We start from the raw sequence: 25,505 nt of genomic DNA, 5'->3' as shown, positions 1-25,505 counted from the left end.
CAATACGCGACCCGCGCGGCCGGCCCCGGCCCGCCCCCACCAGGAAACCGCGTTCCATGCAGATTCTCGAATTCGACCTCGACGGCGAGTACGTCGAACTGAAGCAGTTGCTGAAGCTGGCCGACCTGGTCACCAGCGGCGGCGAGGCCAAGATGGTGATCGGCGACGGCCAGGTGCTGGTGGACGGCCAGGTCGAGCTGCGCAAGGCCTGCAAGATCCGCGCAGGCCAGGTGGTGGAATTCAATGACAGCCAGATCCGCGTGCTGGCGGCCGGCTGACCCGGCCGGGCAAGGCAGGATCAGGCCACGCGCTGGGTCAGATGCGAGGCAATCACCTTGCGGAACGGCGCCACGCCCTGCGCCAGCCGCAACCCGGCCGCGCGCAGCAGGCGGGCCGGCGCGCGGTCATCGGTATACAGGCTGGCGATGGCGTTGGTGGCCTCGTACAACGGCCGCGACGCCAGCCGGTGCCCGCGCTCGTAGCGGGCCAGCATGCCCTCGGCGCCGATGTCCGCCGCGCGTCGCTGCTGATCCAAGATGCCCTGCGCCAGCCGCTGCGCACTGGCCAGACCCAGGTTGAACCCATGGGCCGTGACCGGGTGCATGCCCACGGCAGCATCGCCGATCAGCGCACAGCGGCTGCCGACGAAACGGTGCGCGTAGACACCGACCAGCGGATAGGCCTGCGGCGTGGCCACCGGCTGCATCTGCCCCAGGCGGTGCTCGAAGAACGTGGTGATGGCCTGGCCGAAGGCCACCTCGTCCATCGCCAGCAGCTGCTCGATCTGCCGCGGCGGCAGGGTGACCACCGCTGACGCCTGCCCTTCGTTGAGCGGCAGCAGGGCCAGGGTGCGGCCGTAGCCGAACCATTCCCAGGCGGTGTGGCGATGGTCGCGCTCGACCTGCATGCGGCACACCAGCATCGATTTACCGAAGTCGCGCATCTGCGCGCCGATGCCCAGCAGGCGGCGGGTGGCGGAAAAACGGCTGTCGGCGGCCACCAGCAGGCGCGCGTGCAGTTGGCTGCCGTCATCCAGGGTGACCACGTGGCCCTGCGCATCGGCACGCAGCGACTGCAGCTTGCGCCCGTCGAACAGCTGCAGGCCCGCCTGGTCCTGCACGCCCTGCCAGGCCGCCCGCCGGATCAGGTGATTGGGCACCAGCCAGCCCAGCGGCTGGTCGGCCGTGCGTTCACTGGCGAAGGTAAGCGCGAACGGCGAGCCGCCGTTGAGCACCTTGGCATCGCGCAGTTCGGCAATTTCGCTGGCCGGCAGCCGTTGCCACAGGCCCAGCTGTTCCAGCGTCTGGCGCGAGGCATGGGTGAGTGCGATCTCGCGACCGTCGAAGGCGGCCGCCGCCAGCGCCTGGCGTGGCTGCGCTTCCACCAGCCCGACCTGCAGGCCGCTTTCGGCCAGCGCGCGCGCAAAGCACAGGCCGGCCGGCCCGGCGCCCACCACCACCACGTCCATTCCACGCATGCCTGTCTCCTGACCCTTGTCCGTTCGCTACCAGCTTAGCGCTGGGCGCGTTAAGGACCTTGATCTGGATCAGCGCAGCAGCCGGCCCCTGCCCTCTACCGGCCTTACAGCAGGGCCAGCACCAGCGACAGCACCGCCACGATCGACACCACCCAGACCAGGCTGCGCACATACGGCACACCGCTGGCGTACAGCGGCAGGTACACCACGCGGGCCCAGAAATAGACCTGCGCGGCCAGCACGGTGTGCTCGCTGCTGCGCCCGGACAGCACCACCGCAATGGCAGCGGCGGCGAAGAACGGGAAGGTTTCGAAGAAGTTGGCCTGGGCCCGCGCCAGCCGTGCCGCCAGCGCGCCCAGCGGCGCGTTCTGGCCGTCGCGGGCCGAGGCGTTCCACTTCAGGCCGCGCTCGCGGGTGGCCGCACCGGTGGCGGCAAAGATATGCACGAAGCCGAGCAGCATTGCCCAGGCCAGCATCGTCAGTTCGGTCGCCATGTTCGATCTCCGTCAGGGAGCGGAAGCGCGCAGGCTGTAGCCGGCCAGGCGCCAGGTCTGGTCTTCGTCGAAACGGAACGACACCAGTTCGCGCACCGGCTGGGCGCTGCTGGCAAAGCGGGTGGGGAAGCTGACGTTGATGTACAGCCCTTCCGGCACGGCCGCGCCGGGGCCGTACTTCACCCGGGTCACGCTGGGCTGGCCACGCCCGGCCAGGGCGCCCAGGCGCGTGCGGTCGGCGGTGAGCTGGCTGACGAAAGCAGCCTTGGGAACGGCGCGGCGCGCCACGACCGAAGCACCGTCCCACAGTTCACCGGCGCGGTTGCCATCGACCAGCTGCGCGGCTTTCAGCGCCGCGGCGGTCATTTCTGCGTCCTGCTTCTGCACCTGGGCCTGCTGGGCCGGGGTCAGCGTCGGCGCGGCCGCGGTGGCGGGCTTGGCGGCGGCCGGCGTGGCCGGTGCCGGGCGCGCCGGTGCCGGTGCGGGCGTGGCCGGCGCAGGTGCCTGCGCCAGTGCGGCCAGGGGCAACAGGGACAGCAACAGGAACGCGCGCTTCATGGCCACCGCCGGTTCAATGAATGGAACCGCAGTCTACGCCAGCGTGGTGATCGGCTCGTCAGCGCGTAGTACTGCTGGCTTCCACTGCAGCGGCCTCGGCCTCGGCGGGTGCGCCGCCGCTACCCGCGGCCGGCGGCTGCTCGGCCACCGGCGGCTCGGGCGGCGCCGGCGGCAGGGTGGCCACGTCGATCTCGGACAACGGACTTTCTTCCGGGCACACCGGATCGGGGAAGCCGAAGCGCTCTTTCAGCGCCTGCCCGCAGCTGTTGATCGATTCCATGTCCACGCCCTCGCGCTTGCACTGCTGGTCGAAGGCGACCAGGAAGGCATCCTTGCGCTGCACGAAATCATCGCCGCAAGTGCGCATCTGCTTGATCCGCTCCAGATCGTCCTGCACCGCGTTGGTGCCATCCAGGCCGAACTGGCGCAGCTCCTCGGGAGTGAGCAGGCGCAGGCTGCGGTTGGGCACGGTCATCATCAGATCGGCCACGCCCACGGCAACGCCGTTGCGCTGCAGGTAGTCCTTCACGTTGTCATAGACCTCGTGCAGTTCGCGGTTGAGTTCCGCGCGCGAGGTCGCCTTGGAACTGATGCGCATCATGCGGTGGATGCCGACCTTGCCCGACAGCAGGCGGTTGTCGCCTGCGGCAAGCACGAACACGCAGGCGCTGTGGCAGATCGAGCCTTCGCGCACCCAGATCGTCCAGCCCGATTCGCCGATGCTGTCGCCGGCCACGATGGCCGATTCCACCTGGCCGCCGCTGGAATCCAGATCGAGGATGCGCTTGTGGATCTTCAGCGCATCGGCCACCACGGCCAGGCGCCAGACCAGTTCAGCGAAACCGGGATTGATCTTGCCGGTGTAGCGCACGCGCAGCAGCCCTCGCTCGGCGCACGGCGCCAGCGCCTGCTGGATCTGATCGCGCCCCAGCCCTTCCAGCGCCACGCCATCGCCACCCTCACCGGCGTAATCGGTGCTGCAGCTGATCCAGGCGTTGCCGTTTTCCAGTTGCGCCGCCGCCCACGGCCGGTCCGCCCGACTGCGCGGCGGTGCCGGCGGCAGCGGTGCATCGGCGGCATTGATCGACACCATGTTCTCGCCATCGCTGGCCGGCGCCCGCGCCGCCTTGTCGGCCGCGGTCACGTTGCCGGGATTTTCCAGTTGCTTGCAGCCGGCAAGGGCCAGGCACAACAGGGGCAACCAGCGGAATCGGAAAGACATCGGGCAACCGGTATTCGAGGGAAGCGAGAGCCACAGTCTACCCGCCAACGCCGCGCATTCAGCGTGCGCCACTGAACCCATGGTGACCTTGGGGAACGCATCCACGCATGGCGTGGATCTACTGGCGCAACCGTGATCGGGTAGATCCACGCCATGCGTGGATGAATCTGTCACTCACCCAAATCCATCCGGGGTCAGAGCCCGTTGCTGCGCAACGGGATCCGACCCCGCGCTGTTCCGTCAGATCGCAGCCATCTGACAAAGGCGGGGTGGTATGAGCAGGCGGGACCGCAGGCGCCATGGAAGGGTTTACGGCGTGTCCCGCCTGCCCATACCACCCCGCCATCCACGGATAGCCCGCTCTTGACGTTGACGTTGACGTTGACGTTGATTCAGTGGGTGCAGGGCGCAGCCCTGCCGTACCCCCTTCAGCATCCATGTCCGAAAATGGCGAGTATCCACCCGCCCCGCAGCCTAGACTGGCGCCATGGACAGCTCCCCCGCCCTCGACACCGCCGCCTGCGACCGCGCCCGCCTGGCCCGCGATGCGCGCTTCGACGGCGTGTTCTTCACCGCCGTGCGCAGCACCGGTATCTATTGCCGCCCGGTGTGTCCGGCGCCACCGCCGAAGCCGCGCAACATCAGCTATTACCGCACGGCCGCCGCGGCTGCCGCTGCCGGCTACCGGCCCTGCCTGCGCTGCCGCCCGGAACTGGCGCCGCAGGCGCAGCAGGCGCTGGCCGGGCAGACCGTGCAGCGCGCCCTGGCTTTGATCCACAGCGGCTTCCTGCAGGAACAGTCCATGGCCGAACTGGGCCACCGCCTGGGCCTGAGCGCACGCCAGCTGCAACGCCTGTTCGTCGAACACCTGGGCGCCACGCCCGCGCAGATCCACGCCACCCAGCGCCTGCTGCTGGCCAAGCAACTGCTGACCGAAACCGCGCTGCCGGTGACCGACGTCGCCCTGGCCGCTGGCTACAACAGCCTGCGCCGCTTCAACACCGCTTTCCTGCAGGGCTGCGGCATGCCGCCCACCGCGCTGCGCCGCCAGCATGCCCCGCTGGTCGGCGCCGACGATGGCCTGGTACTGCGCCTGGGCTACCGGCCGCCGCTGGATTTCCCGCGCATGCTGGCCTTCCTGCGCAAGCGCAGCCTGCCCGGCATCGAGCTGATCGACGAAGACAGCTACCAGCGCGTGCTGGGCACGCCCGAACGCCCCACCCTGCTGCGGGTAACCGCCGATCCCAAGCGCCCGGAACTGCGCCTGCAGATGGGCGCGGTCGATCCCCGCCTGATCCCTGACATCGTGCGGCGGGTGCGCCGGGTGTTCGATCTGGACGCCGACCTGCAGCAGGTGCATGCCGCCCTGGCCGAAGAACCGCTGTTGGCCCGCGGCATCGCCGAACGCCCCGGACTGCGCGTACCCGGCGGCTGGGATGGCTTCGAGGTGGCCGTGCGCGCGGTACTGGGCCAGCAGGTCAGCGTGGCCGCAGCGACCACCTTCGCGCGCCGGCTGGTGGATGCCTGGGGCGCCCACCTGCCGGGCATGCCGCCGGCATTCGACCGCCAGTTCCCGCTGCCACAGGTGCTGGCCGAAGCGCCGCTGGAATCGATCGGCCTGCCACGCACGCGCGCAGCCACGGTGCGTGCGCTGGCCGCGGCCTGCGCCAGCGGTGCGCTGGATTTCGGGCCAGGCCAGGCCCTGGACGAATTCGTTGCACGCTGCGTCGCGCTGCCCGGCGTCGGGCCATGGACGGCGCAGTACATCGCCCTGCGTGGGCTGGGCCAACCCGATGCCTTCCCCGCCGGCGACCTGGTGCTGCAGCAGGTGCTCGGCCACGCGCAGGGCCAGCGCCTGAGCGAACGCGCCACCGAGGCCCGCTCGCAGGCGTGGCGACCGTGGCGCGCCTATGCCGTGCTGCACCTGTGGCACCTGTCCGGCACCTTTGTTGGAGAACCGACATGACCCTGTTGTTCGATCGTTTCGACAGCCCGATCGGCGAGCTGACCATCGCCGGTAATGAGCATGGCCTGGCCCATGTACTGTTTCCGGAAAACCGGCACCCGGCACGCGGGCGCGGCGACTGGCAGTACGCGCCGGGTGCGCTGCCGCAGGCACGGGAACAGTTGCTGCAGTACCTGCACGGCGAACGTGGCCGCTTCGATCTGCTGCTGGCGCCGCGCGGCACGCCGTTCCAGCTGCGCGTGTGGCAGGCGCTGGCGGTCATCCCGTTCGGCCAGACCTGGAGCTACCTGCAGCTGGCCCAGCACCTGGGGCAGCCCACGGCCACCCGTGCGGTGGGCGCGGCCAACGGCCGCAATCCATTGCCGATCGTGCTGCCCTGCCACCGCGTGATCGGCAGCAATGGCACGCTGACCGGCTTCGGCGGCGGCCTGGAAACCAAGGCGGCCCTGCTGCGGCTGGAGCAGCGGCAGGCACCGTTGTTTGTGTAAGGGTTGGTTGGCTGTTGGTAGGTGTCGACCTTGGTCGACACGCTATGGCCGCATCAGGCGTCCTCCGCTGGGGTCAGAGCCGTTTCCCCGTGGAAAACGGATCCGACCCCGCTGGCCGGTAGATCCACGCCATGCGTGGATCACTTTCATGCCGCGGACACGGCGTGCGACAGCACGCCGTGTCTTGGGCACGTCATTGCCGCCGCTTATCATGTCGCGATGACTTCCGTACGCCTGACCTGTTCGCTGGCGCTGCTGCTGCCCCTGGCCGCCTGCACGACCACGCCCTCTTCGTCCGCGCCGGTTGCGCGCGCCGACGCGCCGCCACCGAAGCTGTTGCTGATTTCCATCGACGGCCTGCGCGCCGATGCGCTGGATCGTGGGCTGACGCCGAACCTGCAGCGCATCATCGATGGCGGCGTGCGCGCCCGCTGGATGACCCCCTCGTACCCGTCGCTGACCTTCCCCAACCACTACACCCTGGTCACCGGCCTGCGCCCGGACCACCACGGCATCGTCAACAACAGCATGGAAGATCCCGCGTTGGGGCGCTTCAGCCTGGGCGACCGCGAGGCGGTGACCAACAGCCACTGGTGGGGCGGCGAACCGATCTGGGTCGGCGCGGAAAAAGTGGGCGTGCGCACCGCCACCACTTCCTGGCCCGGCAGCGAGGCCGAGATCGACGGCACCCGGCCCAGCCGCTGGCAGGTGTACGACAGTAAGGAGCCGCTGCAGCAACGCGCGCAGACCGTGCTGGACTGGCTGGCACAGACCGATGCCGATGCGCCACGCCTGACCACGCTGTACATGGAAAACGTGGACAAGGCCGGGCACAACCATGGCCCGGATTCGCAGCAGTATGCCGATGCGATCGTGCTGGCCGACCAGGTGATCGGCCAGGTGCTTGATGGCCTGGACGCACAGGGGCTGGCGGCGTCGACCAACGTGGTGGTGGTCTCTGACCACGGCATGGCATCGGTACCGGAAGGCCAGGTGATCGCCACCGAGTCGATGGTCGATCCGGCGCTGGCGCGCAACGTCAGCCAGGGCCAGTCGGTGGGCTTCGAGCCGGTGACCGGCCGCGAAACGCAGGCCGAACAGGCGCTGCTGGGCCGCCACGCACACTACGAATGCTGGAAGAAGGAGGCGCTGCCGCCGCGCTGGCATTACGGCAGCCATCCGCGCGTTCCGGCCATCGTCTGCCAGATGGATGAAGGCTGGGATGCACTGCGCGCCGAGCGTATCGCCAAGCGCGACCACCAGGACCGTGGCTCGCATGGCTACGACAATGCCCTGCCCTCGATGCGCGCGGTGTTCGTGGCGCGCGGCCCGTCGTTCCAGCAGGGCCTGCTGATCGACGGGTTCGACAACGTGGATGTGTACCCGCTGCTGGCGCATCTGCTGCAGGTGCCGGCGGCGCCGAACGACGGCGATGCCGAGACGTTGAAGAAAGCGCTGCGCTGACGGCGCAGCATCCGCCGGGCAGCAACACCGGGCACAAAAAAAACGCGGCGCCAGGCGCCGCGTTTTTTTCAAGCAACCGCCGGCCGGATCAGGCCTTGGCAGCTGCCTTCTTCGCCACAGCCTTCTTGGCCGGAGCCTTGGCCACGGTCTTCTTGGCAACCGGGGCGGCGGCGCCTACAGCGACCTTGCTCGCGGTGTGCGAACGGGCGTTGCCGTAGCTGGCGTTGTAGCGCTTGCCCTTGGCGGTCTTGCGGTCACCCTTACCCATGTCTTCAACTCCTCAAGTGTGAAATCTGGTTACCCCGTACTGACACGGGTTCGGCGGGGCCGCCTTGCTGGGCGCCCCCGCGCACGATCGGAAAGCCTATCACGACGCGCCTAGTGCGCGCAGCTGGCGTCGTGGACGTGGCCGTGGTTCAGGCGCAGGTTCACCAGGTGCGCCACGCCCACCAGCAGGCCGCCGAGGGTCATCACCACTGCATGCGGCACCGCATTGTGGTGCAGCGGGTCGTACAGCACGCCCGCCCACAGTGCCACCAGGCCGGGAATCAGGAAGCCCAGCGCGCGCAGCGCGCCGTGGCGGCGGTAGCCCATGACCAGGCTGAACAGCCCCAGCAGCGTCACGAACACCACCAGCGCCATCTCCACCCCGTCGCTCAGCCAGAACGACAGGCCCAGCGAAGGCGCGATCGCAAGCAGCACCGGAATGACCGCGCAGTGCACGGCGCACAGCATCGAACCGGTGGCACCGAAGCGATCGAGCAGGCGGCGGAACGAGGAGGACAGGGACATGACTTCCAGCAGGGTCGGCGAATCGTTATGGAATAATATAACATTCACTCCTGCCCCGCACGGTTTCCCTCCCCCTGTCCTCCGACGGGATACGTGCGCCACCCAATTGATACAAAGTAACAAAGGACTTGCCGATGTCTGCCCATTTCCCGCGGTTGAAGCCGCATTCCCTGGCCCTGGCCCTCGCCGCCCTGCTGCCGTCGGCTGCGTTCGCCGCCGGCGACGATGCTGGCCAACGTGACCGCCACCTGACCGAGCTCTCTTCGGTGCAGGTCACTGCCTCGCCGCTGCAGGGCGATGCCGAGTCGCTGGCGCGCCCGGTGGACGTGCTGACCGGCGAACGGCTGGACGAACAGAAGGCCGGCACCCTGGGCGACACCGTGGCCAAGCTGCCCGGCGTGCAGAGCACGTTCTTCGGCCCCGGCGTCGGCCGCCCGATCATCCGCGGCCAGGAAGGCCCGCGCGTGGCCGTGCTGTCCAACGGCATGGGCAACATGGATGCCTCCACCGTCAGCGCCGACCATGCCACCAGCATCGAACCGTTCCTGGCCGACCAGATCGAAGTGCTGAAGGGCCCGGCCACCCTGCTGTTCGGCAGCGGCGCGATCGGCGGCGCGGTGAACGTGGTCGATGGCCGCATCGCGCGTGACCTGCCGGACCGCCCGCTGAGCGGCCGCGCCGAGCTGCGTGGCAACTCGGTCAACGACGAACGCAGCGGCATGTTCCGCCTGGACGGCGTGAGCGGCAACGTGGTGCTGCATGTCGACGGCCTGGTGCGCAACGGCGATGACTACCGTATTCCCGGCTATGCGGTGATCGACAGCCTGGAAGACCATCACGACGACCACGACCACGCCGGCGAAGAAGGCGAAGAGCCGCGCCGCGGTCGTCTGGACAACAGTTCCATCCGTACCCGCGCTGGCGGCGTGGGCGCGACCTGGCTGGGCGAAGGCGGCTACTTCGGCGTGTCTGCCAGCACCTACCGCACCAACTACGGCATTCCCAACGGCGCCCACGTGCATGCCGAGGGCGATGACCACGACCATGATCACGATCACGACCATGGCGAAGAGGAAGAAGGTGACGAGCACGACGTGCGCATCGACATGGTGCAGAACCGCTTTGAAACCAAGGCGGGCATCTACAACCCGGTGTCGTTCCTGAAGAACGTCAACGCGCGCGTGGCCTACACCGATTACGAGCACGTGGAGCTGGAAGCCGGCACGCCGTCCACCCGCTTCACCAACCGCGGCATTGAAACACGCCTGGAAGCGGTGCAGCAGCAGATCGGCGGCTGGGACGGTGCCTTCGGCCTGCAGTTCGGCAACAGCGATTTCGGCGCACGCGGCGAAGAAGCCTTCGTGCCCGACACCAACACCAAGAACGTCGGCCTGTTCGTGCTGCAGGAAAAGCAGTTCGGCTCGTTCAAGCTGGAACTGGGGGGCCGCCATGACCAGGTGAAGCTGGACCCGACCGGTGACTACCGCCGCCGCTCGTTCGATGCCACCAACCTGTCCGCGGCCGGCATCTGGACGCTCAACGATGCGGTGGACCTGCGCATCGGCGTGGACAGTTCCGAGCGTGCGCCGACCAATGAAGAGCTGTATGCGGCCGGTGCGCACATCGCCACCCGTTCGCTGGAAATCGGCGATGCCAACCTGAAGACCGAGCGCGGCCAGCGCGTGGAGCTGGGCATCCACACCCACAGCGAGCGCCTGGACTTCTCTGCCGCCATCTACCAGACCCGGTTCAAGGACTTCATCTACCTGGCCGACACCGGCGTGACCGAAAGCCTGCCGGTGCGCGCCTGGACCCAGCAGGACGCGGTGTTCAAGGGCGCCGAGGCCGAAGCACTGGTGCACCTGTTCGAAGGCGGCGCCGGCGATTGGGACCTGCGCGTGTTCGGTGATTACGTGCAGGCCAAGCTGGACGGCAGCGGCAGCCGCAACCTGGCGCTGGCGGTGCCCCACGGCGACCACAACCACAACTACACCGTGGAACTGGCCAACACCGGCTACCTGCCGCGCATCGCCCCGGCACGCGTGGGCGCGGACCTGCGCTGGGCCAAGGATGGCTGGCGCGCGTCGGTGGGCGCAGTGCGCTACAGCCGGCAGAAGGACGTGGCGCAGAACGAGGAACCGAGCGACGGCTACACCCTGGTCGATGCGCACTTCGCCTACCGCTGGGACCGCAACGACAGCAACAGCTACGAGGTGTTCCTGGACGGCAGCAACCTGACCAACCGCGAAGTGCGCCCGCACACCTCGCTGCTGCGGGATTACTCGCCGCTGCCGGGCCGTGGTGTCGCGTTCGGTATTCGCGCGTACTTCTGACCGGCTATCCACGCATGGCGTGGATCTACTGGGGTCGGATCCCTTTCCGCAGGAAAGGGCTCTGCCCCCGTTCCAACACGGCAAGCATCCAAGGGGCCTTCGGGCCCCTTTTCCATGGCGCGCGATCCTTCACGCCATCCTCACAAAGATGTGCGTAGAGCAACAAACGGACAATCCCGTCACTGAACGCCTCGCCAACCGGACACTATTGTCCGAAAATAAAGCCATGACCGCACAACGTGCTGATGCTGCCGCCCGCCGGGCCCTGATCCTCGATGCCGCCGACCATGTGTTCGGCCAACACGGCGTAACCGCGCCGCTGGACCTGGTGGTCGAGCGTGCCCAGGTGGGCCGCGCCACCCTGTACCGCAACTTCCCCGACCGCACCGCCCTGATCCAGGCCCTGCTGCAGCGCACGGTGGACCGCATCCGTCGCCAGGTGGAACAGCTGGGCGACCGCGATGACGCCCTGTTCGAAGTGTTCGAAGGCATGGCCCAGCGCATCATCGATTCGCCGGCGCTGGCCGACTACTGGCGCGCGGTGGATTCGGACGTGGCGGCCATGCGCATCGCCCGCGAGACCGTGCGCGACCTGCTGGAAGCGCCGATCGCGCGTGCCAAGGCCGCCGGCCTGTGCCGCCCGGATCTGGAGAAGACGGATATTTCACTGATCTCGGGCATGCTGGGCGCAGCCCTGCGCGGCAAGACCCGCGAAGAACGCGCGCAGTTGGCCGGGCGCGCCCTGCAGCTGCTGCGCGGGGGCCTTCAGGGAGCAGCCAGCGGAGACCGCTGATGGTGCAGCCGTATCTCAAACCGATTCCGGATTGGGAGGAGCACGAAAAGCCGACCATGCCAGGCTCGGCCTCGATGCCCTGGCACCCGCCGCAGCGGCGGGCGGCATACGCGCTGGTGTCGCTGCTGGTGGCGATCACCGGTGGCCTGGGCAATGCGCTGGTAACCGCCAACCTGCCGTTCCTGCAGGGCCAGCTGGCGCTTACGCCCACCCAGGGCAGTTGGCTGGTGGCCGCCTACGCCATGGTGAACGTGACCGCCAACCTGCTGGCCTTCAAGTTCCGCCAGCAGTACGGCATCCGCCTGTTCGCCGAAATCGGCCTGGGCCTGTATGCGGCGCTGGCGGTGCTGCATCTTTTCGTGGGCAGCTTTGAGACCACCCTGCTCACCCGCGCCGCCAGTGGTTTCGCCGGCGCCGCCTGTTCCACCCTGGGCACGCTGTACATGCTGCAGGCCCTGCCCCGCCGCTTCACCGGCAACCTGCTGGTGGTCGGCGTGGGTCTGTCACAGCTGGCGGTACCGATCGCCTGGATCGTTTCGCCCACCCTGGTCGATACCGGCCAGTGGCACCAGCTGTATTCCTTCGAAGCCGGCCTGGCGCTGTGCGCATTCGCCGCGGTGGTGCTGCTGAAGCTGCCGCCGGGCGTGCAAATCAAGGCGTTCGAGCCGCTGGACTTCCTCACTTTCGCCCTGCTGGCGCCGGCCGTGGCACTGCTGGTGGTGGTACTGGCGCAGGGCTATACGCGCTGGTGGCTGGACACCGCGTGGCTGGGCTGGGCGCTGGTGGCGTCGATCGCGCTGACCACCACCGCACTGGTGATCGAGCACTACCGCCGCAACCCGCTGCTGCAGATCCGTTGGCTGTCCACCCTGCCGGTGCTGCACTTCATCGTCGGCGCGTTCCTGATCCGCTTCCTCACCACCGAACAGTCCTACGGTGTGGTGAGCCTGATGCGCACGCTGGGCATGGGCCCTGACCAGATGCGGCCGCTGTTCGGCGTGATCCTGGCCGGGGTGATCACCGGCATCGCCGGGGCCTCGCTGACCTTCGGGCCGAAGCGGCTGATTCCGCAGCTGCTGATGGCAATCCTGCTGTTGGGCACGGCCGCGGTGCTGGACCAGCACCGCACCAGCCTGGACCGCCCGCACGATTTCTACGTCAGTCAGTTCCTGGCCTCGGTGGGCGCGGGCATGTTCATGGGCCCGCTGATCATGCTCGGCATTTCCGCTGCGCTGAAGCAGGGCGTGGACCACATGATCACCTTCCTGGTCACCCTGTCGATCACCCAGACCCTGGGCGGCCTGGCCGGTTCGGCCGTGCTGGGCACCTTCCAGCTGCACCGCGAACAACTGTATTCCAGCGCCCTGACCAGTCAGCTCGATCCCGCCGATCCGGTGGTGGCGCAGCGCCTGCGCATCCAGCAGCAGGTGTATGCGGCGCAGATCACCGACCCGGTACTGCGCAGCGCGCAGGGCAGCGCACAGCTGGCGCAGACCACGCGCCGCGAAGCCAATGTGCGCGGCTTCAACGATGTGTTCACCCTCAGTGGCTGGCTGGCCATCGGCTTCCTTGCCTGGCTGCTGCTGTTGTCGCTGCGCACCGCCGTGCTGAAGCAATGGCGCAAGCGCCACCCCGTTGCCACCGCTGCGGCTACCGCAGCGCCGCCCTGAGTACCCTGCCATGTCTCCCGTTCCGCCCCGCCCCGACGACGCCGACAGCGTCGACAACGTGACCCCGCCGCCACCCACCGATGCCGCGTCGGCACCGGAAGCACCGGCGGCACCTGCCGCGCCCGCCGCGCCGAAGTACCTGCGGCCCAGCGCGCGCAGCGTGGTGGTAATGATCGTGGTGGCGCTGCTGGGCATCGCGCTGATCCTGCGTGCGTGGCACCTGTGGCCGTTCACCAGCAGCGTGATGGTGACCGACAACGCCTATGTGCGTGGGCAGATCACGGTGCTGGCGCCGCAGGTGAACGGCTACGTGACCGATGTGCTGGTGAAGGACTTCCAGCACGTGAAACAGGGCGAGCCGCTGCTGCGGATCGATGATCGCATCTACGCGCAGAAGGTGGCGCAGGCCGAGGCGACGCTGGACAGCGCGCGTGCCGCGCTGGCCAATTCGGACCAGTCGCAGGCGCAGAACCGTGCGCAGATCGGCTCGGCGCGTGCCACCCTGGCCGCCGGGCAATCGGAACTGCAGCGCTCGCGCAATGAGCTGAAGCGCTACGAGGAGCTGGCCGCGCAGCAGCTGGTGTCAATCAACGACCGCGACAAGTTCCGCACCACCCAGGCCTCGGCGCAGGCCAGCGTGCAGCAGTCGCAGGCACAGATCCGCATTGCCGAGGAAACCCTGGTGTCCACCCAGGTGGCACGCAAGGGCCTGGAAGCGCAGGTGGAGAGCGCGCAGGCGCAGCTGGAACTGGCGCGCATCGACCTGGCCAACACAGTCATCCATGCCCCGCGTGATGGCCAGATCAGCGAGGCCAGCGTGCGCGTGGGCCAGTACGTGGCGGCCGGTTCGCAGCTGCTGTTCCTGGTGCCCGACACGCTGTGGGTGGTGGCCAACTACAAGGAAGGCCAGACCTGGCAGATGCGCATCGGCCAGCCGGTCACGTTCACCGTGGATGCCTTCCAGGGCCAGGTGCTGCACGGCCATGTGGAACAGATCGCGCCGGCGACCGGTTCGGAATTCAGCGTGCTGCGGCCGGACAACGCCAGCGGCAACTTCACCAAGGTGGTACAGCGGTTGCCGATCCGCATTTCGATCGACCCCGACCAGGAACTGGCCGCGCGGCTGCGCCCGGGCATGTCGGTGATCGCGCGGGTGAATACCGCCGCGGAGCCGGCGCCCGTGGCAAACCCGTAACGCGCACGTGCGGCTGCGCCGACGGCTGCGAACGGCGGCGCCCCTCGTGGCTGATCGTTGCGGTGGGATTGCGGGGTTTGGCCGGGTGGGTGGGCTGCGCAGGGGACGCTGCAAGTACGTCCCTGTAAGCTCGGTCGCCGCATCCATGCGGCTCACGCCCCTGCGCAGCCCACCCACCCGGCCACGGACATTCTCCGTGCGCGTCAGCCACGTGAATCAAAGAAACAAGGTCAAAAGCAGGGCTTGCGGCTCCGCTTTGTTTTTGTAGAGTCGAGCCGTGCTCGACTGCCTTGCCCAGGAACCATCGAAACCGGCACGGTAGAGTCGACTGTCAGTCGACTGCTTTTGCTCCGGGATTGTCGCGCTAGTCGACTGACAGTCGACTCTACCTGATCGACTCCCCCCTGCTCGACTGCCTTACCCCAGGAACAATCGAAAGCAATGAAATTCAACGCACTGGCCAGGAAGGCAGCCAAGGGACCGGCGCCGCTGCAACATGGTGGCAGCGTGGAGGTGGAGGATCTGATCCGCTTCGTGCTCGAGCACGGTGCCGAGGGAGCAACCGAGATCGAGCGCCTGTGCGCGCTGCACGGCTGGCGCGAGGACATGCAGCACAACCCCGACGGCACGCACTTCGCACCGATGGCGCCGTGGGCGCGGGCCTGCGCGGCGTTCGGCCATCGTGGCGTGGCGGGGCTTCTGCCACTGCTGGAAAGCCCGCGTCTGGCGCCCTATGCGATCGGGGTGCTGCAGGATGTGCGCAGCGAGGCGTCGGTAGCGGCGCTGCTGGCTTTCTGCGAACAGGCCGATTTCAGCCAGGACGATCCACTGTCGGCGCCGTCGCGCGCGCTGGCCGCGCTGAATGTCCTGCTCTCCTTCGACAAGGCTGTCGTGGTGCCAATCGCCACTCAACTGGCGCTGCTGCACCTGGTCCAGCGCGTGTGGGAACAGGCGCCGACCACGCAGGGGCGCAGCCTGGCGTTGTATGCCGTGCGCGGTGCGGCCGCGCATGAGGCGCTGCAGTGGGTGCAAACGCTGGTAGTGGAGGATGCGGAATTGATTGCTGCGCGCAAGGTGGCGCTGAAGCGGTTGCGGCAGCGTTTGTGAGAAGGGGTCAGAGCCCTTTGCCTGTGGCAAAGGGATCCGACCCCAAACCTCAAGCGGGGTCAGATCCCTTTTGCCTTGGCAAAAGGGCTCTGACCCCAGGATGCAGGCCTGTCAGCCTGCGCAGCGCGCGCAGAGGCCGTGTACTTCCAAGGTCTGCGCCTGCGGCTGGAAGCCCAGCTCCTTGGCGCGCTTTTCCAGCTGGGTGACGATTTCGCGGTCTTCCAGTTCCACCGCGCTGTGGCAGCTGTTGCAGATCAGGAAGGGCACCGAGTGCGCCGCGCTGCTGGGATGGTGGCAGGCCACGAAGGCATTCACCGATTCCAGCTTGTGCACGAAGCCATTGGCCATCAGGAAATCCAGCGCGCGGTACACGGTGGGCGGGGCGTCGGCGCCCACGCCCTTGCCGCTGCGCACCCATTCCAGCAGCTCGTAGGCCTTCACCGGCTTGCCGGCCTCGGCAATCAGCTTCAGCACGTTGGCGCGGATCGGGGTCAGGCGCAGCCCGCGCTCGCGCGAGACACGCTCGACCACCGCCACGAAATCCGATGCGTCGTGGACGTGGTGGTGCGGGGCGGTACAGGCAGAAGCAGGTTTGGCGGGCATGCGCGTTCTCCGGTTCGGGGCTGGGCCGCAGGGCTCAGGCCGTTGCTACCTTGGTAATGGCCACATCGATGCGTTTCAAGGCCTGCTCGCGGCCGGCCAGGTACACGGTATGGGAAATGTCAGGGCTGACCTGGGTGCCGGTGATGGCCACGCGCAGCGGCTGGGCGACCTTGCCCATGCCGATCTCCAGCGCGGCGGCGGCATCGTGCAGGGCCACGCCCACGGCCTCGGCGGTCCATTCCGGCAGCGCGGCCAGCAGCTCGCGGGCCTTGCCCAGCGGCAGTTCGGCGCCGGCCTTGAAGTGCTTGGCCACGGCCGCCTCGTCGTACTCAGTCAGCGGCTGGTACCAGACCACGGCCTTCTCGGCCATTTCCTTCAGGGTCTGCACGCGCTCGCGCAGGGCAATCACCACGTCCACCGGGGCCGGGCCGGCAGCCACGTCCAGGCCCAGCTTTTCCAGCTGGTAGACCAGGTGCGGCACGATGCTGGCCGCTTCTTCGGTCTTCAGGAAATGCTGGTTGACCCAGCCCAGCTTGGCCATGTCCAGGCGCGAGGCCTTGGAATTGCAGTTGGTCACGTCGAACAGGTCGATCAGCTCCTGGCGGCTGAACAGTTCCTGGTCACCATGCGACCAGCCCAGGCGGGCCAGGTAGCTCAGCAGGGCGTCGGGCAGGTAGCCGGCGTCCTTGTACTGCATCACGTCGGCCGCACCGGTGCGCTTGGACAGCTTGGCGCCCTGCTCGTCCAGGATCATCGGCATGTGGCCGAACTTCGGCACCGGCGCGCCGATGCCTTCGTACAGATTGATCTGGCGCGGGGTGTTGTTGATGTGGTCGTCGCCGCGGATGACCTCGCTGATGCCCATGTCCCAGTCGTCCACCACCACCGCGAAGTTGTAGGTGGGGTAGCCGTCCGGGCGGAAGATGACCATGTCATCCAGCTCGCTGTTGGCGATCTCGATGCGGCCCTTGATCAGGTCGTCGAACACCACCGTGCCATCCAGCGGGTTCTTGAAGCGGATGACGCGGTTCGGGTCGTCCTTGCGCGGCAGGCCCAGGTCGCGCGCGGCGCCGTTGTAGCGCGGCTTTTCCTGCTTGGCCATGGCGGCCTCGCGCATCGCGTCCAGCTCTTCGCGGGTCTCGTAGGCGTAGTATGCCTTGCCGTCGGCCACCAGCTGTTCGGCCACTTCCAGGTAACGGGCCACGCGGTCGGTCTGGTAGATCGGGCCGACGTCGTAGTCCAGGCCCAGCCAGTCCATCGCCTCCAGGATCGCGTCGATCGCGCCCTGGGTGCTGCGTTCACGGTCGGTGTCTTCGATGCGCAGCACGAACTCGCCGCCACGGTGGCGGGCCTCCAGCCAGCAGTACAGCGCGGTGCGGGCACCGCCGATGTGCAGGTAACCGGTGGGGCTGGGGGCGAAGCGGGTGCGGCAGATCATGGGGCGCTCGGGGAACGGGAATCCGCCGATTTTACCACCAGCCCCGCAAGGGCAAGGAGAGGCGGACGCGTCCGGCCCCTCCCGCCCGCTTTCTCAGGGCTGCGGTTCAGCCTTGCGCGGGAACGAGGCCTCGCGCATCGCCGCGTTGTAGGCGAACGAGGCCACGATGGCCGCCGCCTGCTTCAGATCGTCCGGTTCGGCGTGGTCCCAGGTGTCCAGGTGGCTGTGGTGGACGTTGGTGAAGTAGTCCAGCCGGTCCTGGATGAACTGGAAGCCCGGCAGGCCGATGCGGTCGAAGCTGATGTGGTCGGTGCTGCCGGTGTTGCGGGTGGCCACGGTGGTGGCGCCCACATCGTGGAACGGCGACAGCCAGGCCTCGAAGATCGGCATGGCCGCCAGGTTTTCCTGGGCGTAGATGCCACGGAAGCGGCCCGAACCGTTGTCCATGTTGAAGTACACCTGGAACTTGCTGTAATCGCGGGTCTTCTGCAGCGCGCCGGTGGGCTCGCGCAGCGAGGCCGGCAATGCCTTCTGGGCTGCGTCGGTGGGTTCGGGGAAGCGGCCGAAGTGCTTGGCCACGTAGGCCTGCGAACCGATCAGGCCCTGTTCCTCGCCGCTCCACAGCACCACCCGGATGGTGCGCTTGGGCTTGGCGCCGGTGGCCTTGAGGATGCGCATGGCCTCCATCATCACCGCCACGCCGGCGGCGTTGTCGGCCGCGCCGGTGCCGCTGTGCCACGAATCCAGATGCGCGCCGATCATCACCACTTCATCAGGCTTGCTGCTGCCACGGATCTCGGCCAGCGTGTTGTAGCCGGGCTGGTCAGCCTCGTCGGTGAAGCGAGCGGCCACATCCACGCGCAGGCGCACGCTCTGCTTGGCCGCCAGCGCGCGTACCAGCGGATTGAAGTGCTCGGCGATCATCGCCAGCTCGGGAATGCCCACCGATTCGCCGGCCTTGCGCGAACCGCCGCCGGCCACGCGGATGATGCCGTTGTCCCAGCTGCTGATGCTGATCGAGGCCAACGCGCCCTCTTCCACGAAGAACGCATTGACCTTGGCCGCCAGTTCCTGGCGTTCCTTGTATTCCTTCACCCGCTTGGCCCGCTCGGCGGCGGCGTCCTTGGGCAGGGTGAATTCCTGCAGGCCTTCCAGCGATGTGGCGTCGTGGCGGTGCGAATCGGCCTCGGTACCGCGCTTGTACTCGCGCGCTTCGCCCAGCAGCAGGATCTTCCCCCGCAGCTTGCCGCGGTACTTCTCGATGTCCTCCGGCTTCTTGATCTCCACCTGCAGCAGTTCGCCTTCCACCGGCCCGTTCGTGCCCGGCGTCCACGCCTTGGGCAGGGCATGCAGCGGCTGCACGCGGTCGCCCAGCATTTCCACGCTGGCCGAGGTGAACTCCCAGCCGCGGCCGAAGTCATCGAAGGCTTCGTCGTGCACGTTGTCCAGCTTCCATTCGCTGAACTTGCTGCGGGTCCAGGCGTTGGCGCGACCCATCGCCGGCGAATTGGTCAGGCGCGGGCCGATGCGTTCGGTGAGATAGCCGAAGGTATCCATCACCTGCGAGCGGTGGAACGCCTCCTGGCGGATACGGCTGACCATGTCCAGGTCGACCGCTTCGCGCTGCTGCGCCCCGGCATTGCCGCCCATCACCAGCGCTGCGGCCAGCACACCCCACTTCAGCCCACTCCACATCACCACGCCGTACCCCTGCCCTTCGGCTCGATCATCAAGCCTTCGAGTCTAGCCAGCGGCGGCGGGTGCCCCCCGTCCCATCGGTCATGGGCCCGCCACTTCCGGCACGGGAACATCGATATGGGTTTCGCGAAAATCGCTGAACTCCAGCAGCAGTGTGCCCTCGACGAACACCAGTTCGTGGCGGAAGCTGCCGGCGCCGACCGCCACCAGCTCCTCCAGCAGCAGATCGCCGAATCCCTCCGAGGGCCCGCCGTGCTTGTCCACCCGCAGCCGCGACACCTGCCCGTAGCGCAGTTCGATGCGCCCGCCCCAGGCGCCCTGCAGCACCAGCAGGACCTGATGGGGGCGACCGTTCTCGTCTTCCCCCTCGCTGAGCGCCAGCTGTTCAAGACGCGCGTCATGCAGGCAGCGGGGATCGCTGAAGTCGTAGCGCCACGGTGCCGCCACGAACGCTTTCACCGGCGCCGGAAGCCCCGCTTCGATCGACGCTACGTAGGCATGCCAGCCAGTGGTATCGATGTCATAGCCGTCGCGGGTCTCGCTCAGTCTTACGATGTCCATGGCATTGCGTCTCCTGATGACAGCGCATTGTGCCTGCCGCTAGCCGCGCCAGCCCAGCCACAGCTGCGCCCGTTCCGGCAGCAGCAGCAACCAGTGCTGCTGGTCGATGCTGCTGCAGCCGTACACCGCGGCGTGCGCCGGCCAGTCCGCCGGCAGACCGTCAATGCCGATGGCCTGCAGCGCGGCCGCGCCGGCCTGCCAGGGCCGGTAGCGCGGCACCCGGCCGGCCAGCGCACCGCGCCCGTGGCTGGCGTTGTTCAACCACGCCAATCCCTGCTGCCGCAGCCCTTCGCAGCTCACCGCAGCCAGCTGGAAGCGGACCAGGCCGGGGGCGATCCGCGCCCCCGGCAGGGCCGCCAGCACGCCATGTGCCTGCAGCAGTGCATCCACTTCCAGCAGCGCAGGAATGCCCTGCTGTGCCCGTTGCCGCAATCCCTGGCGCCAGCCCATGGTGTGCTCCTTACTTCAGCTCGCTGCCCAGCGCGTACCAGTCCACGCGGCGGGTCACCCACATCGCCACGGCCAGGATCGCGAACAGCAGCAGCGAGCCCATCAGCAGCGCGTTGTTTTCCGAAACCAGCAGCCCGTACAGCGCGCCGTACAGCAGCGTCAGCATCGCCGCAAAGCCCAGCCCGCGCTTCCAGTGCCCCAGCACGTTGGCCAGGTACACCGCCTGCAGCCCGATGCAGGCCACGGCCGAGACCAGGTAGGCCTGCCAGAATGCGATGTGCTCGGAAAGGCTGATCAGCAGCAGGAAGAAGATCGCCAGCGCCAGACCCACCATCAGGTACTGCAGCGGATGGATGCGCAGCGCCTTGATCAGCTCGAACAGAATGAAACCGACGAAGGTGAGCACGATGAACAGCACGCCATACTTGGACGCGCGATCGGCCTGGGTGTAGCTGTCCACCGGGTCCACCAGCGAAACCGCCACGGCCTGTGCGTCTAGATCGCCGCCCTTGCGCAACTGGTGCTGCGCATCGGAAGCCAGCGAAGATACCGCCCAGCGTGCATCGAAGCCCTGGCCATCGACGCGGCGCTCGTTGGGCAGGAAGGCACCGGTGAACGAGGGGTGCGGCCAGCTCGACCGCAAGGCGATCTGGTTGTCATCGCCCAGCGGCACCACCGACAGCGCACGGCTGCCGTCCAGGCGCAATTCCAGTTCCACGCTGCTGGCGGCCAGGGTGCCGCCACCGTCATCGGCAAAACCGGCCACCGGCGCATGCAGGCCACGGCCCAGCACATCGGCCGCGCCCACACCCGGCTGCAGGCGCACCTGCTGGCCATCCACGCGCAGGTTCGGCGTGCCCACCAGACCGCGCGCGTCGGACACGCCCAGCGCCACGTACGGCTGGCCGTAGCTGCGGCCGGCCTTCACCGGGTAATCGTCGGCGGCGAAGCTGGCCTTGACCTGGCCATTCCAGCTGTACACCGGCACCTTGAACAGCCCCACCGAGCGCTGGCTGGGCAGCAGTTCGCCGTTCACTTCCAGCGTGGTCGGCACCTGCAGCCACTGCCCTTCGGTGGTCTGCATCTCGGTCTTCTTCACGCCCTGCGCGTCCACCACTTCCACCTGCTGGCGCTCCACCCACGGCACCACCCGCACCGGGCCGATCAGCCGCTGGGTGCCGGCGCGGCTTTCGGCCACGCGCGAATACGCTTCATCGCGGTATGCGCTGCGCTCGTTGATGACGCCGCGGATCATCATCAGGGGAATCAGCAGCAGCAGGATCAGGCCGCCCACAATGGCGAACCGCAGCAGCATCTTCAGGGATTTCATGGTCCATCCTCGTTGGAGAGGCCTGCAGGATGGACGCCGCCGGTGAGCAGGGTTTGTGGCGAATTTGAAGTGAGTGTGAAGTCAGCGCCGGGGGCGCGTGGCCGGGCTGCCAGCGGGCAACCACAGTTCGGCCAGGGTGCCGCCACCGTCGCGTGCCGCCAGGGCAGCGCGGCCGTCGTGCAGACGGGCCACTTCCTGCACGAAGGGCAGGCCCAACCCGGAACTGCGGCGACCACTGCCGGGCCGGGCCAGCGAGTAGAAGCGTTCGAACACGCGTTCGCGCGCGTAATCGGGAATACCGGCGCCACGGTCGGCCACCTGCAGGCGCACGCCCTGGCCCTCGGTCTGTGCCGACAATTCCACCACCGAACCGGGCGGCGAGAACGCCACCGCGTTGTCGATCAGATTGTGCAGGGCCTGGCGCACCAGGTAGCCGTCGCCGTGTACGCGCAGGCCTGCCGCAGCGTGGGCCACGACCTGTACGCCTGACGCCTGCGCGGCCACCTGTGCGGCGCCGGCGGCCTCATCCAGCAAGGCAGCCACCTCGATCGGCGCACGGGTCTGCAGCCAACCGTGCTGTTCCACTTCGGCCAGCGCCAACAGCTTGTCGATGGTTTCGGTCAACCGCTGCTGCTGGTCGACGATGCTGCGCGCGAAATGCGCGCGATCCGCATCGGGCATCGGTTCCTGCAGCAGCTCGGCCGCGCCACGGATCGCCGCCAGCGGGCTCTTCATTTCATGCGTGAGCGACTGCACGTACTGTTCAACATAGGCCTTGCCTTCCAGCTTGCGGCGCATGGTTTCCAGCGCCTGGCCCAGTTCGCCGATCTCATCGCGGCGCCGCCGTGGCGGCGGCACCGGCTCGCCATTGGTCACCGCGCGTGCGTAGCGGCTGAGCTGGCCCAGGCCACGGGTCAGCCACACGGTCATCAGGATGCCCACCAGCGCCGAAAGGCCGATCAGCCACGCACCGCGCTCGATGATGGCGCGCTGGCTGGCGGCGATGAACGGGTCGATGCTGCGGTTGGGCTGGGCCAGGCTGAGCACGCCGATCAGGGTCTGGCCATCGGCCGGGTCGTATACCGGCGCAGCCACGTGCATCACCGTGTTGCCTTCTTCGCCCGGAATCTCCGGGCTGGACCGCGCGCCGTACTCACCGCGCAGGGTGCGGTAGACATCGTTCCAGCGCGAATTGTCGCGCCCCACGTCGCGCCCCAGCGAATCGTAGATCACGATGCCGCGGGCATCGGTGATGGTGACCCGGTAATCCAGCGCGCGCTTGGGAAAGCGCCAGACCATGGCCTTCAGGTCGCGCTGCCGCGCCTTGGCCAGGTTGCGGGTGAAGCTGCCGCTGCCGATGGTGCCGGCCTTGACGTCGGCAGCGGCCATTTCGGCCAGCACGTTGGCCGCATCCACCAGGGTCGATTCCATCGCCTGGCGCACGCCGGGCTTCACTTCGTTCACGAACACGCGCATCACGAAGAACGCGGCGATGCCCACGATCAGGAAGAAGCCCAGGAACAGTTTCAGCATCAGCCGCATGGCTACACCTGCAGGGCGTAACCCACGCCGCGGTGGGTGCGGATCGGGTCGTCGCTGGCACCGGCCGCGCGCAGCTTGGCGCGCAGGGTCTTCACGTGGGTGTCGACGGTGCGGTCGGCGCTGTCGGCGCTGCTGTCCCAGCCACGGTCCATCAGCTGGGCGCGGCTGAGGATGGCGCCGGGGCGCTGCAGCAAGGCGTCCAGCAGGGCGTATTCGTAGCGGGTCAGCTCCAGCGGCTGGCCCTGGAAACGGATGCGCCGGCCCTCGCGATCGATCGCGAAGGCACCGGTTTCGCGCCAGCCACCGTCCTCAGCCGGGCCCGGGGTGGCGATGACGGGCGCTGGCACCCGGCGCAGGCGTGCCCGTACCCGCGCCACCAGCTCGCGCGGCGAGAACGGCTTGGTCATGTAATCGTCCGCGCCCAGTTCCAGGCCCAGCACCCGGTCCAGCTCGTCGTTGCGGGCGGTCAGGAAGATCACCGGCAGCTGCGCCACCGCGCCGGGCAGCGCACGCAGGCGCCGGCAGACCTCGAAGCCGCCCAGGTCGGGCAGGCCCACGTCCAGCACCAGCAGGTCGATGCCCCCGTCCTGCAGGCGCTGCAGCGCTTCCCCGCCCAACAGGCAGTGGCTGGCCGCATAGCCTTCGCTGCGCAGGGCGTAGAGCACGGTTTCGGCAATGGCGGCTTCGTCTTCGACCACCAGCACATGGGCAACGGGCGCTGTCATGGCGCGCAGCATAGCCGCTGCGGCCGCCGCCCCGTACACTGCCGCCCATGAACTATCGCCACGCCTTCCATGCCGGCAACCATGCCGATGTCCTCAAGCACATCGTGCAGTTGGCCCTGATCGACAGCTTCAAGCGCAAGGACAGCCCGTTCTTCGTGCTGGACACCCACGGCGGCGCCGGCCGTTACCTGCTGGCCAGCGAAGAAAGCCGCAAGACCTTGGAAGCCGAATCCGGGGTCATGCGCCTGATGGCCCAGCCCAAGCTGCCCGAGGTGGTCGAGCGCTACCTGAAGGCGGTGCAGGCCGACAACCCGGTGGGGGCGATGATCACCTACCCCGGCTCGCCGCTGCTGACCGCCCAGGCCATGCGCGCGCAGGACCGCATGGCGGTGTGCGAACTGCAGGAGGACGAGGCCGCTTCGCTGAAGGCCCTGTTCGCCCATGACAGCCGGGTGGGCGTACACCCCGGCGATGGCTACGGCCAGCTGCGCGCTCTGCTGCCGCCCAAGGTCAATGGCAGCAAGATCGGCCGCGGCCTGGTGCTGATCGACCCGCCCTACGAGGCGCAGGATGCCGAGTACCAGGCGATCCTGGCCGCGCTGGCCGAAACGCTGGCACGCTGGCCGCAGGCCACCTGCGCGGTTTGGTTCCCGATCAAGCAGCGCCGCACCATCCTGCATTTCCTGCGCAAGGCCACCGCCCTGCCGGTGAAGTCGGCCCTGACCATCGAATTCCTGGTGCGCCCGGACGATTCCCCGCTGCGCCTCAACGGCAGCGGCATGCTGGTGCTCAACGCCCCCTGGCAGTTCGACCGGGTGGTCGGCCCTGCCCTGCCGGCGCTGCGCCAGCACCTGGGCGAACCGGGTGCCACGACCCGCCTGGACTGGCTGAAGACCGCCGAATAAGCGACGATCTGCCATCTTCACGAGGCTGTACGTGCGTGAGCCTTTTGTTCACGGAACGCAGCCTCGGTGATGCCACAATCGATGGACCACCAAGGAACCACCCGGTATGGCCACTCGCAACCGCATGCCGCCCTGGCATGAGATCTTCAAGGCTCCCAGCGGCCACGAGCTGCTGATCCGCCCCATCCGCCCGGAAGACGGCGCGCCGCTGCAGGCCGCCTTCAGCCTGTTCGGGCCGGAAGAAATCCGCGACCGTTTCCTGCAGGCGGTCACCGAGCTTTCGCCGGAAACCACCCAGCGCCTGACCCACCCCAATCCGAAGACCGAGATCACCCTGGTCGCGGCCGAATCGCTGCCGGCCGGCGAAGCCGTGGTGGGCGCGGTGGCGCGCGCCTCGATCATTCCCGGTACCCGTGAAGCCGAGTACGCGATCCTGATCAGCCGCTTCCTGATCGGCCAGGGCCTGGGCCGTCAGCTGATGCGCAAGCTGGTGAAGTGGGGCCGCGGCAAGTACCTGGACCGCCTGTACGGCGATGTGGCCGCCGAGAACGAGCCGATGAAGCAGCTGGCCGCCTCGCTGGGCTTCAAGCCGGTACCGCACCCCAACGGCGCCGAAGGCCTGGTGCGCATGGTGCTGGAACTGGACAATTGAGGTGACGCCGGGCACCGCCCGGCGTGCCACGTTGCGACAGAC

The 25,505-nt window shown here is 68.1% G+C and carries 25 protein-coding genes; 11 read left to right on the top strand and 14 right to left on the bottom strand.

Features of this window, described 5'->3' with window-relative positions:
* Positions 1-56: 56 nt before the first annotated feature.
* Positions 57-278, top strand: coding sequence for an RNA-binding S4 domain-containing protein (locus C1933_RS06235; protein WP_108752563.1), 222 nt, complete (start codon positions 57-59; stop codon positions 276-278).
* 20 nt (positions 279-298) lie between these two features.
* Here the strand turns inward: C1933_RS06235 and ubiM are convergent, their stop codons facing one another.
* From ubiM to C1933_RS06215, 4 genes are all read right to left on the bottom strand, one after another.
* On the bottom strand, positions 299-1,477 hold the full coding sequence (gene ubiM / locus C1933_RS06230) for a 5-demethoxyubiquinol-8 5-hydroxylase UbiM (protein WP_108752562.1): 1,179 nt from the start codon (positions 1,475-1,477) through the stop codon (positions 299-301).
* A 104-nt stretch (positions 1,478-1,581) separates the two neighbouring features.
* On the bottom strand, positions 1,582-1,971 hold the full coding sequence (locus C1933_RS06225; RefSeq protein WP_108749028.1) for an MAPEG family protein: 390 nt from the start codon (positions 1,969-1,971) through the stop codon (positions 1,582-1,584).
* Between the two features lie 12 nt (positions 1,972-1,983).
* A complete protein-coding gene (locus C1933_RS06220; protein WP_108752561.1) occupies positions 1,984-2,529 on the bottom strand; it encodes a DUF4019 domain-containing protein in 546 nt (181 codons plus the stop codon).
* A 58-nt stretch (positions 2,530-2,587) separates the two neighbouring features.
* Complete coding sequence (locus C1933_RS06215) at positions 2,588-3,751, bottom strand: hypothetical protein (RefSeq protein ID WP_108752560.1); 1,164 nt, start codon at positions 3,749-3,751, stop codon at positions 2,588-2,590.
* A 487-nt stretch (positions 3,752-4,238) separates the two neighbouring features.
* Between C1933_RS06215 and C1933_RS06210 the strand changes: the two genes are divergently transcribed.
* The 3 genes from C1933_RS06210 to C1933_RS06200 all read left to right on the top strand — a co-directional run bounded on the left by C1933_RS06210 (position 4,239) and on the right by C1933_RS06200 (position 7,669).
* Positions 4,239-5,717, top strand: a complete 1,479-nt coding sequence (locus C1933_RS06210) for an AlkA N-terminal domain-containing protein (RefSeq protein WP_108752559.1) — start codon at positions 4,239-4,241, stop codon at positions 5,715-5,717.
* Positions 5,714-6,205, top strand: a complete 492-nt coding sequence (locus tag C1933_RS06205; RefSeq protein WP_108752558.1) for a methylated-DNA--[protein]-cysteine S-methyltransferase — start codon at positions 5,714-5,716, stop codon at positions 6,203-6,205. Before C1933_RS06210 ends, C1933_RS06205 begins: the two co-directional genes overlap by 4 nt.
* 219 nt (positions 6,206-6,424) lie before the next feature.
* Positions 6,425-7,669, top strand: a complete 1,245-nt coding sequence (locus tag C1933_RS06200) for an ectonucleotide pyrophosphatase/phosphodiesterase (RefSeq protein ID WP_108752557.1) — start codon at positions 6,425-6,427, stop codon at positions 7,667-7,669.
* A gap of 88 nt (positions 7,670-7,757) precedes the next feature.
* Here the strand turns inward: C1933_RS06200 and C1933_RS06195 are convergent, their stop codons facing one another.
* On the bottom strand, positions 7,758-7,937 hold the full coding sequence (locus tag C1933_RS06195) for a 30S ribosomal protein THX (RefSeq protein WP_108749022.1): 180 nt from the start codon (positions 7,935-7,937) through the stop codon (positions 7,758-7,760).
* Positions 7,938-8,047: 110 nt separating this feature from the next.
* Positions 8,048-8,461: a MerC domain-containing protein gene (locus C1933_RS06190; RefSeq protein ID WP_108752556.1), complete on the bottom strand. Its 414-nt coding sequence runs from the start codon at positions 8,459-8,461 to the stop codon at positions 8,048-8,050.
* A 134-nt stretch (positions 8,462-8,595) separates the two neighbouring features.
* On the opposite strand from C1933_RS06190, the gene C1933_RS06185 reads away from it, so the two are divergent.
* From C1933_RS06185 to C1933_RS06165, 5 genes are all read left to right on the top strand, one after another.
* On the top strand, positions 8,596-10,794 hold the full coding sequence (locus C1933_RS06185) for a TonB-dependent receptor (protein WP_108752555.1): 2,199 nt from the start codon (positions 8,596-8,598) through the stop codon (positions 10,792-10,794).
* Between the two features lie 226 nt (positions 10,795-11,020).
* On the top strand, positions 11,021-11,587 hold the full coding sequence (locus C1933_RS06180) for a TetR/AcrR family transcriptional regulator (protein WP_108752554.1): 567 nt from the start codon (positions 11,021-11,023) through the stop codon (positions 11,585-11,587).
* A complete protein-coding gene (locus C1933_RS06175; RefSeq protein WP_108752553.1) occupies positions 11,587-13,257 on the top strand; it encodes an MFS transporter in 1,671 nt (556 codons plus the stop codon). Before C1933_RS06180 ends, C1933_RS06175 begins: the two co-directional genes overlap by 1 nt.
* A 10-nt stretch (positions 13,258-13,267) precedes the next feature.
* Positions 13,268-14,452, top strand: a complete 1,185-nt coding sequence (locus C1933_RS06170) for an HlyD family secretion protein (protein WP_108752552.1) — start codon at positions 13,268-13,270, stop codon at positions 14,450-14,452.
* A 441-nt stretch (positions 14,453-14,893) separates the two neighbouring features.
* Entirely contained in the window at positions 14,894-15,559 is a 666-nt protein-coding gene (locus C1933_RS06165; protein ID WP_108752551.1) for a hypothetical protein, read from the top strand.
* A gap of 111 nt (positions 15,560-15,670) precedes the next feature.
* Here C1933_RS06165 and C1933_RS06160 read toward each other — a convergent pair whose 3' ends face one another.
* From C1933_RS06160 to creB, 8 genes are all read right to left on the bottom strand, one after another.
* Positions 15,671-16,162, bottom strand: coding sequence for a Fur family transcriptional regulator (locus C1933_RS06160; protein WP_108749015.1), 492 nt, complete (start codon positions 16,160-16,162; stop codon positions 15,671-15,673).
* 34 nt (positions 16,163-16,196) lie between these two features.
* A complete protein-coding gene (gene gltX, locus C1933_RS06155; protein ID WP_108752550.1) occupies positions 16,197-17,600 on the bottom strand; it encodes a glutamate--tRNA ligase in 1,404 nt (467 codons plus the stop codon).
* Between the two features lie 93 nt (positions 17,601-17,693).
* Positions 17,694-19,295, bottom strand: coding sequence for a M20/M25/M40 family metallo-hydrolase (locus tag C1933_RS06150; RefSeq protein WP_108752549.1), 1,602 nt, complete (start codon positions 19,293-19,295; stop codon positions 17,694-17,696).
* Between the two features lie 84 nt (positions 19,296-19,379).
* The gene (locus tag C1933_RS06145; protein ID WP_108752548.1) at positions 19,380-19,859 is read right to left on the bottom strand and encodes a hypothetical protein; all 480 of its coding nucleotides are present in this window, start codon (positions 19,857-19,859) and stop codon (positions 19,380-19,382) included.
* 39 nt (positions 19,860-19,898) lie between these two features.
* Complete coding sequence (locus C1933_RS06140) at positions 19,899-20,309, bottom strand: hypothetical protein (protein ID WP_108752547.1); 411 nt, start codon at positions 20,307-20,309, stop codon at positions 19,899-19,901.
* A gap of 10 nt (positions 20,310-20,319) precedes the next feature.
* Positions 20,320-21,639 carry a cell envelope integrity protein CreD gene (gene creD, locus C1933_RS06135; RefSeq protein WP_108752546.1) on the bottom strand — a complete coding sequence of 440 codons (1,320 nt, stop codon included), beginning with the start codon at positions 21,637-21,639 and terminating at the stop codon, positions 20,320-20,322.
* Between the two features lie 81 nt (positions 21,640-21,720).
* Complete coding sequence (creC, locus tag C1933_RS06130; RefSeq protein WP_108752545.1) at positions 21,721-23,181, bottom strand: two-component system sensor histidine kinase CreC; 1,461 nt, start codon at positions 23,179-23,181, stop codon at positions 21,721-21,723.
* Positions 23,182-23,183: 2 nt separating this feature from the next.
* Positions 23,184-23,918 (bottom strand): two-component system response regulator CreB, encoded by a 735-nt coding sequence (creB, locus tag C1933_RS06125; protein WP_108752544.1) that lies wholly within the window; start codon positions 23,916-23,918, stop codon positions 23,184-23,186.
* A gap of 35 nt (positions 23,919-23,953) precedes the next feature.
* Here creB and rlmJ point away from each other — a divergent pair, with 35 nt between their 5' ends.
* Together rlmJ and C1933_RS06115 are read left to right on the top strand one after the other, a co-directional pair.
* Entirely contained in the window at positions 23,954-24,811 is an 858-nt protein-coding gene (rlmJ, locus tag C1933_RS06120) for a 23S rRNA (adenine(2030)-N(6))-methyltransferase RlmJ (protein WP_108749009.1), read from the top strand.
* 106 nt (positions 24,812-24,917) lie between these two features.
* Positions 24,918-25,463 carry a GNAT family N-acetyltransferase gene (locus tag C1933_RS06115; protein ID WP_019659177.1) on the top strand — a complete coding sequence of 182 codons (546 nt, stop codon included), beginning with the start codon at positions 24,918-24,920 and terminating at the stop codon, positions 25,461-25,463.
* The last annotated feature ends 42 nt before the right edge of the window (positions 25,464-25,505 follow it).

Origin of the sequence: Stenotrophomonas sp. ZAC14D2_NAIMI4_6, assembly GCF_003086875.1 — a bacterium.
GTDB lineage: Bacteria > Pseudomonadota > Gammaproteobacteria > Xanthomonadales > Xanthomonadaceae > Stenotrophomonas.
Note: the sequence above shows the minus strand (reverse complement) of the source record. Positions and strands in the feature narration are given on the sequence as shown.

Bases quoted from the DNA above. Each gene is read 5' to 3' on its own strand.
- C1933_RS06235 (WP_108752563.1), top strand. From the start codon at position 57: ATGCAGATTCTCGAATTCGACCTCGACGGCGAGTACGTCGAACTGAAG.
- ubiM (WP_108752562.1), bottom strand. From the start codon at position 1,477: ATGCGTGGAATGGACGTGGTGGTGGTGGGCGCCGGGCCGGCCGGCCTG.
- C1933_RS06225 (WP_108749028.1), bottom strand. From the start codon at position 1,971: ATGGCGACCGAACTGACGATGCTGGCCTGGGCAATGCTGCTCGGCTTC.
- C1933_RS06220 (WP_108752561.1), bottom strand. From the start codon at position 2,529: ATGAAGCGCGCGTTCCTGTTGCTGTCCCTGTTGCCCCTGGCCGCACTG.
- C1933_RS06215 (WP_108752560.1), bottom strand. From the start codon at position 3,751: ATGTCTTTCCGATTCCGCTGGTTGCCCCTGTTGTGCCTGGCCCTTGCC.
- C1933_RS06210 (WP_108752559.1), top strand. From the start codon at position 4,239: ATGGACAGCTCCCCCGCCCTCGACACCGCCGCCTGCGACCGCGCCCGC.
- C1933_RS06205 (WP_108752558.1), top strand. From the start codon at position 5,714: ATGACCCTGTTGTTCGATCGTTTCGACAGCCCGATCGGCGAGCTGACC.
- C1933_RS06200 (WP_108752557.1), top strand. From the start codon at position 6,425: ATGACTTCCGTACGCCTGACCTGTTCGCTGGCGCTGCTGCTGCCCCTG.
- C1933_RS06195 (WP_108749022.1), bottom strand. From the start codon at position 7,937: ATGGGTAAGGGTGACCGCAAGACCGCCAAGGGCAAGCGCTACAACGCC.
- C1933_RS06190 (WP_108752556.1), bottom strand. From the start codon at position 8,461: ATGTCCCTGTCCTCCTCGTTCCGCCGCCTGCTCGATCGCTTCGGTGCC.
- C1933_RS06185 (WP_108752555.1), top strand. From the start codon at position 8,596: ATGTCTGCCCATTTCCCGCGGTTGAAGCCGCATTCCCTGGCCCTGGCC.
- C1933_RS06180 (WP_108752554.1), top strand. From the start codon at position 11,021: ATGACCGCACAACGTGCTGATGCTGCCGCCCGCCGGGCCCTGATCCTC.
- C1933_RS06175 (WP_108752553.1), top strand. From the start codon at position 11,587: ATGGTGCAGCCGTATCTCAAACCGATTCCGGATTGGGAGGAGCACGAA.
- C1933_RS06170 (WP_108752552.1), top strand. From the start codon at position 13,268: ATGTCTCCCGTTCCGCCCCGCCCCGACGACGCCGACAGCGTCGACAAC.
- C1933_RS06165 (WP_108752551.1), top strand. From the start codon at position 14,894: ATGAAATTCAACGCACTGGCCAGGAAGGCAGCCAAGGGACCGGCGCCG.
- C1933_RS06160 (WP_108749015.1), bottom strand. From the start codon at position 16,162: ATGCCCGCCAAACCTGCTTCTGCCTGTACCGCCCCGCACCACCACGTC.
- gltX (WP_108752550.1), bottom strand. From the start codon at position 17,600: ATGATCTGCCGCACCCGCTTCGCCCCCAGCCCCACCGGTTACCTGCAC.
- C1933_RS06150 (WP_108752549.1), bottom strand. From the start codon at position 19,295: ATGTGGAGTGGGCTGAAGTGGGGTGTGCTGGCCGCAGCGCTGGTGATG.
- C1933_RS06145 (WP_108752548.1), bottom strand. From the start codon at position 19,859: ATGGACATCGTAAGACTGAGCGAGACCCGCGACGGCTATGACATCGAT.
- C1933_RS06140 (WP_108752547.1), bottom strand. From the start codon at position 20,309: ATGGGCTGGCGCCAGGGATTGCGGCAACGGGCACAGCAGGGCATTCCT.
- creD (WP_108752546.1), bottom strand. From the start codon at position 21,639: ATGAAATCCCTGAAGATGCTGCTGCGGTTCGCCATTGTGGGCGGCCTG.
- creC (WP_108752545.1), bottom strand. From the start codon at position 23,181: ATGCGGCTGATGCTGAAACTGTTCCTGGGCTTCTTCCTGATCGTGGGC.
- creB (WP_108752544.1), bottom strand. From the start codon at position 23,918: ATGCTGCGCGCCATGACAGCGCCCGTTGCCCATGTGCTGGTGGTCGAA.
- rlmJ (WP_108749009.1), top strand. From the start codon at position 23,954: ATGAACTATCGCCACGCCTTCCATGCCGGCAACCATGCCGATGTCCTC.
- C1933_RS06115 (WP_019659177.1), top strand. From the start codon at position 24,918: ATGGCCACTCGCAACCGCATGCCGCCCTGGCATGAGATCTTCAAGGCT.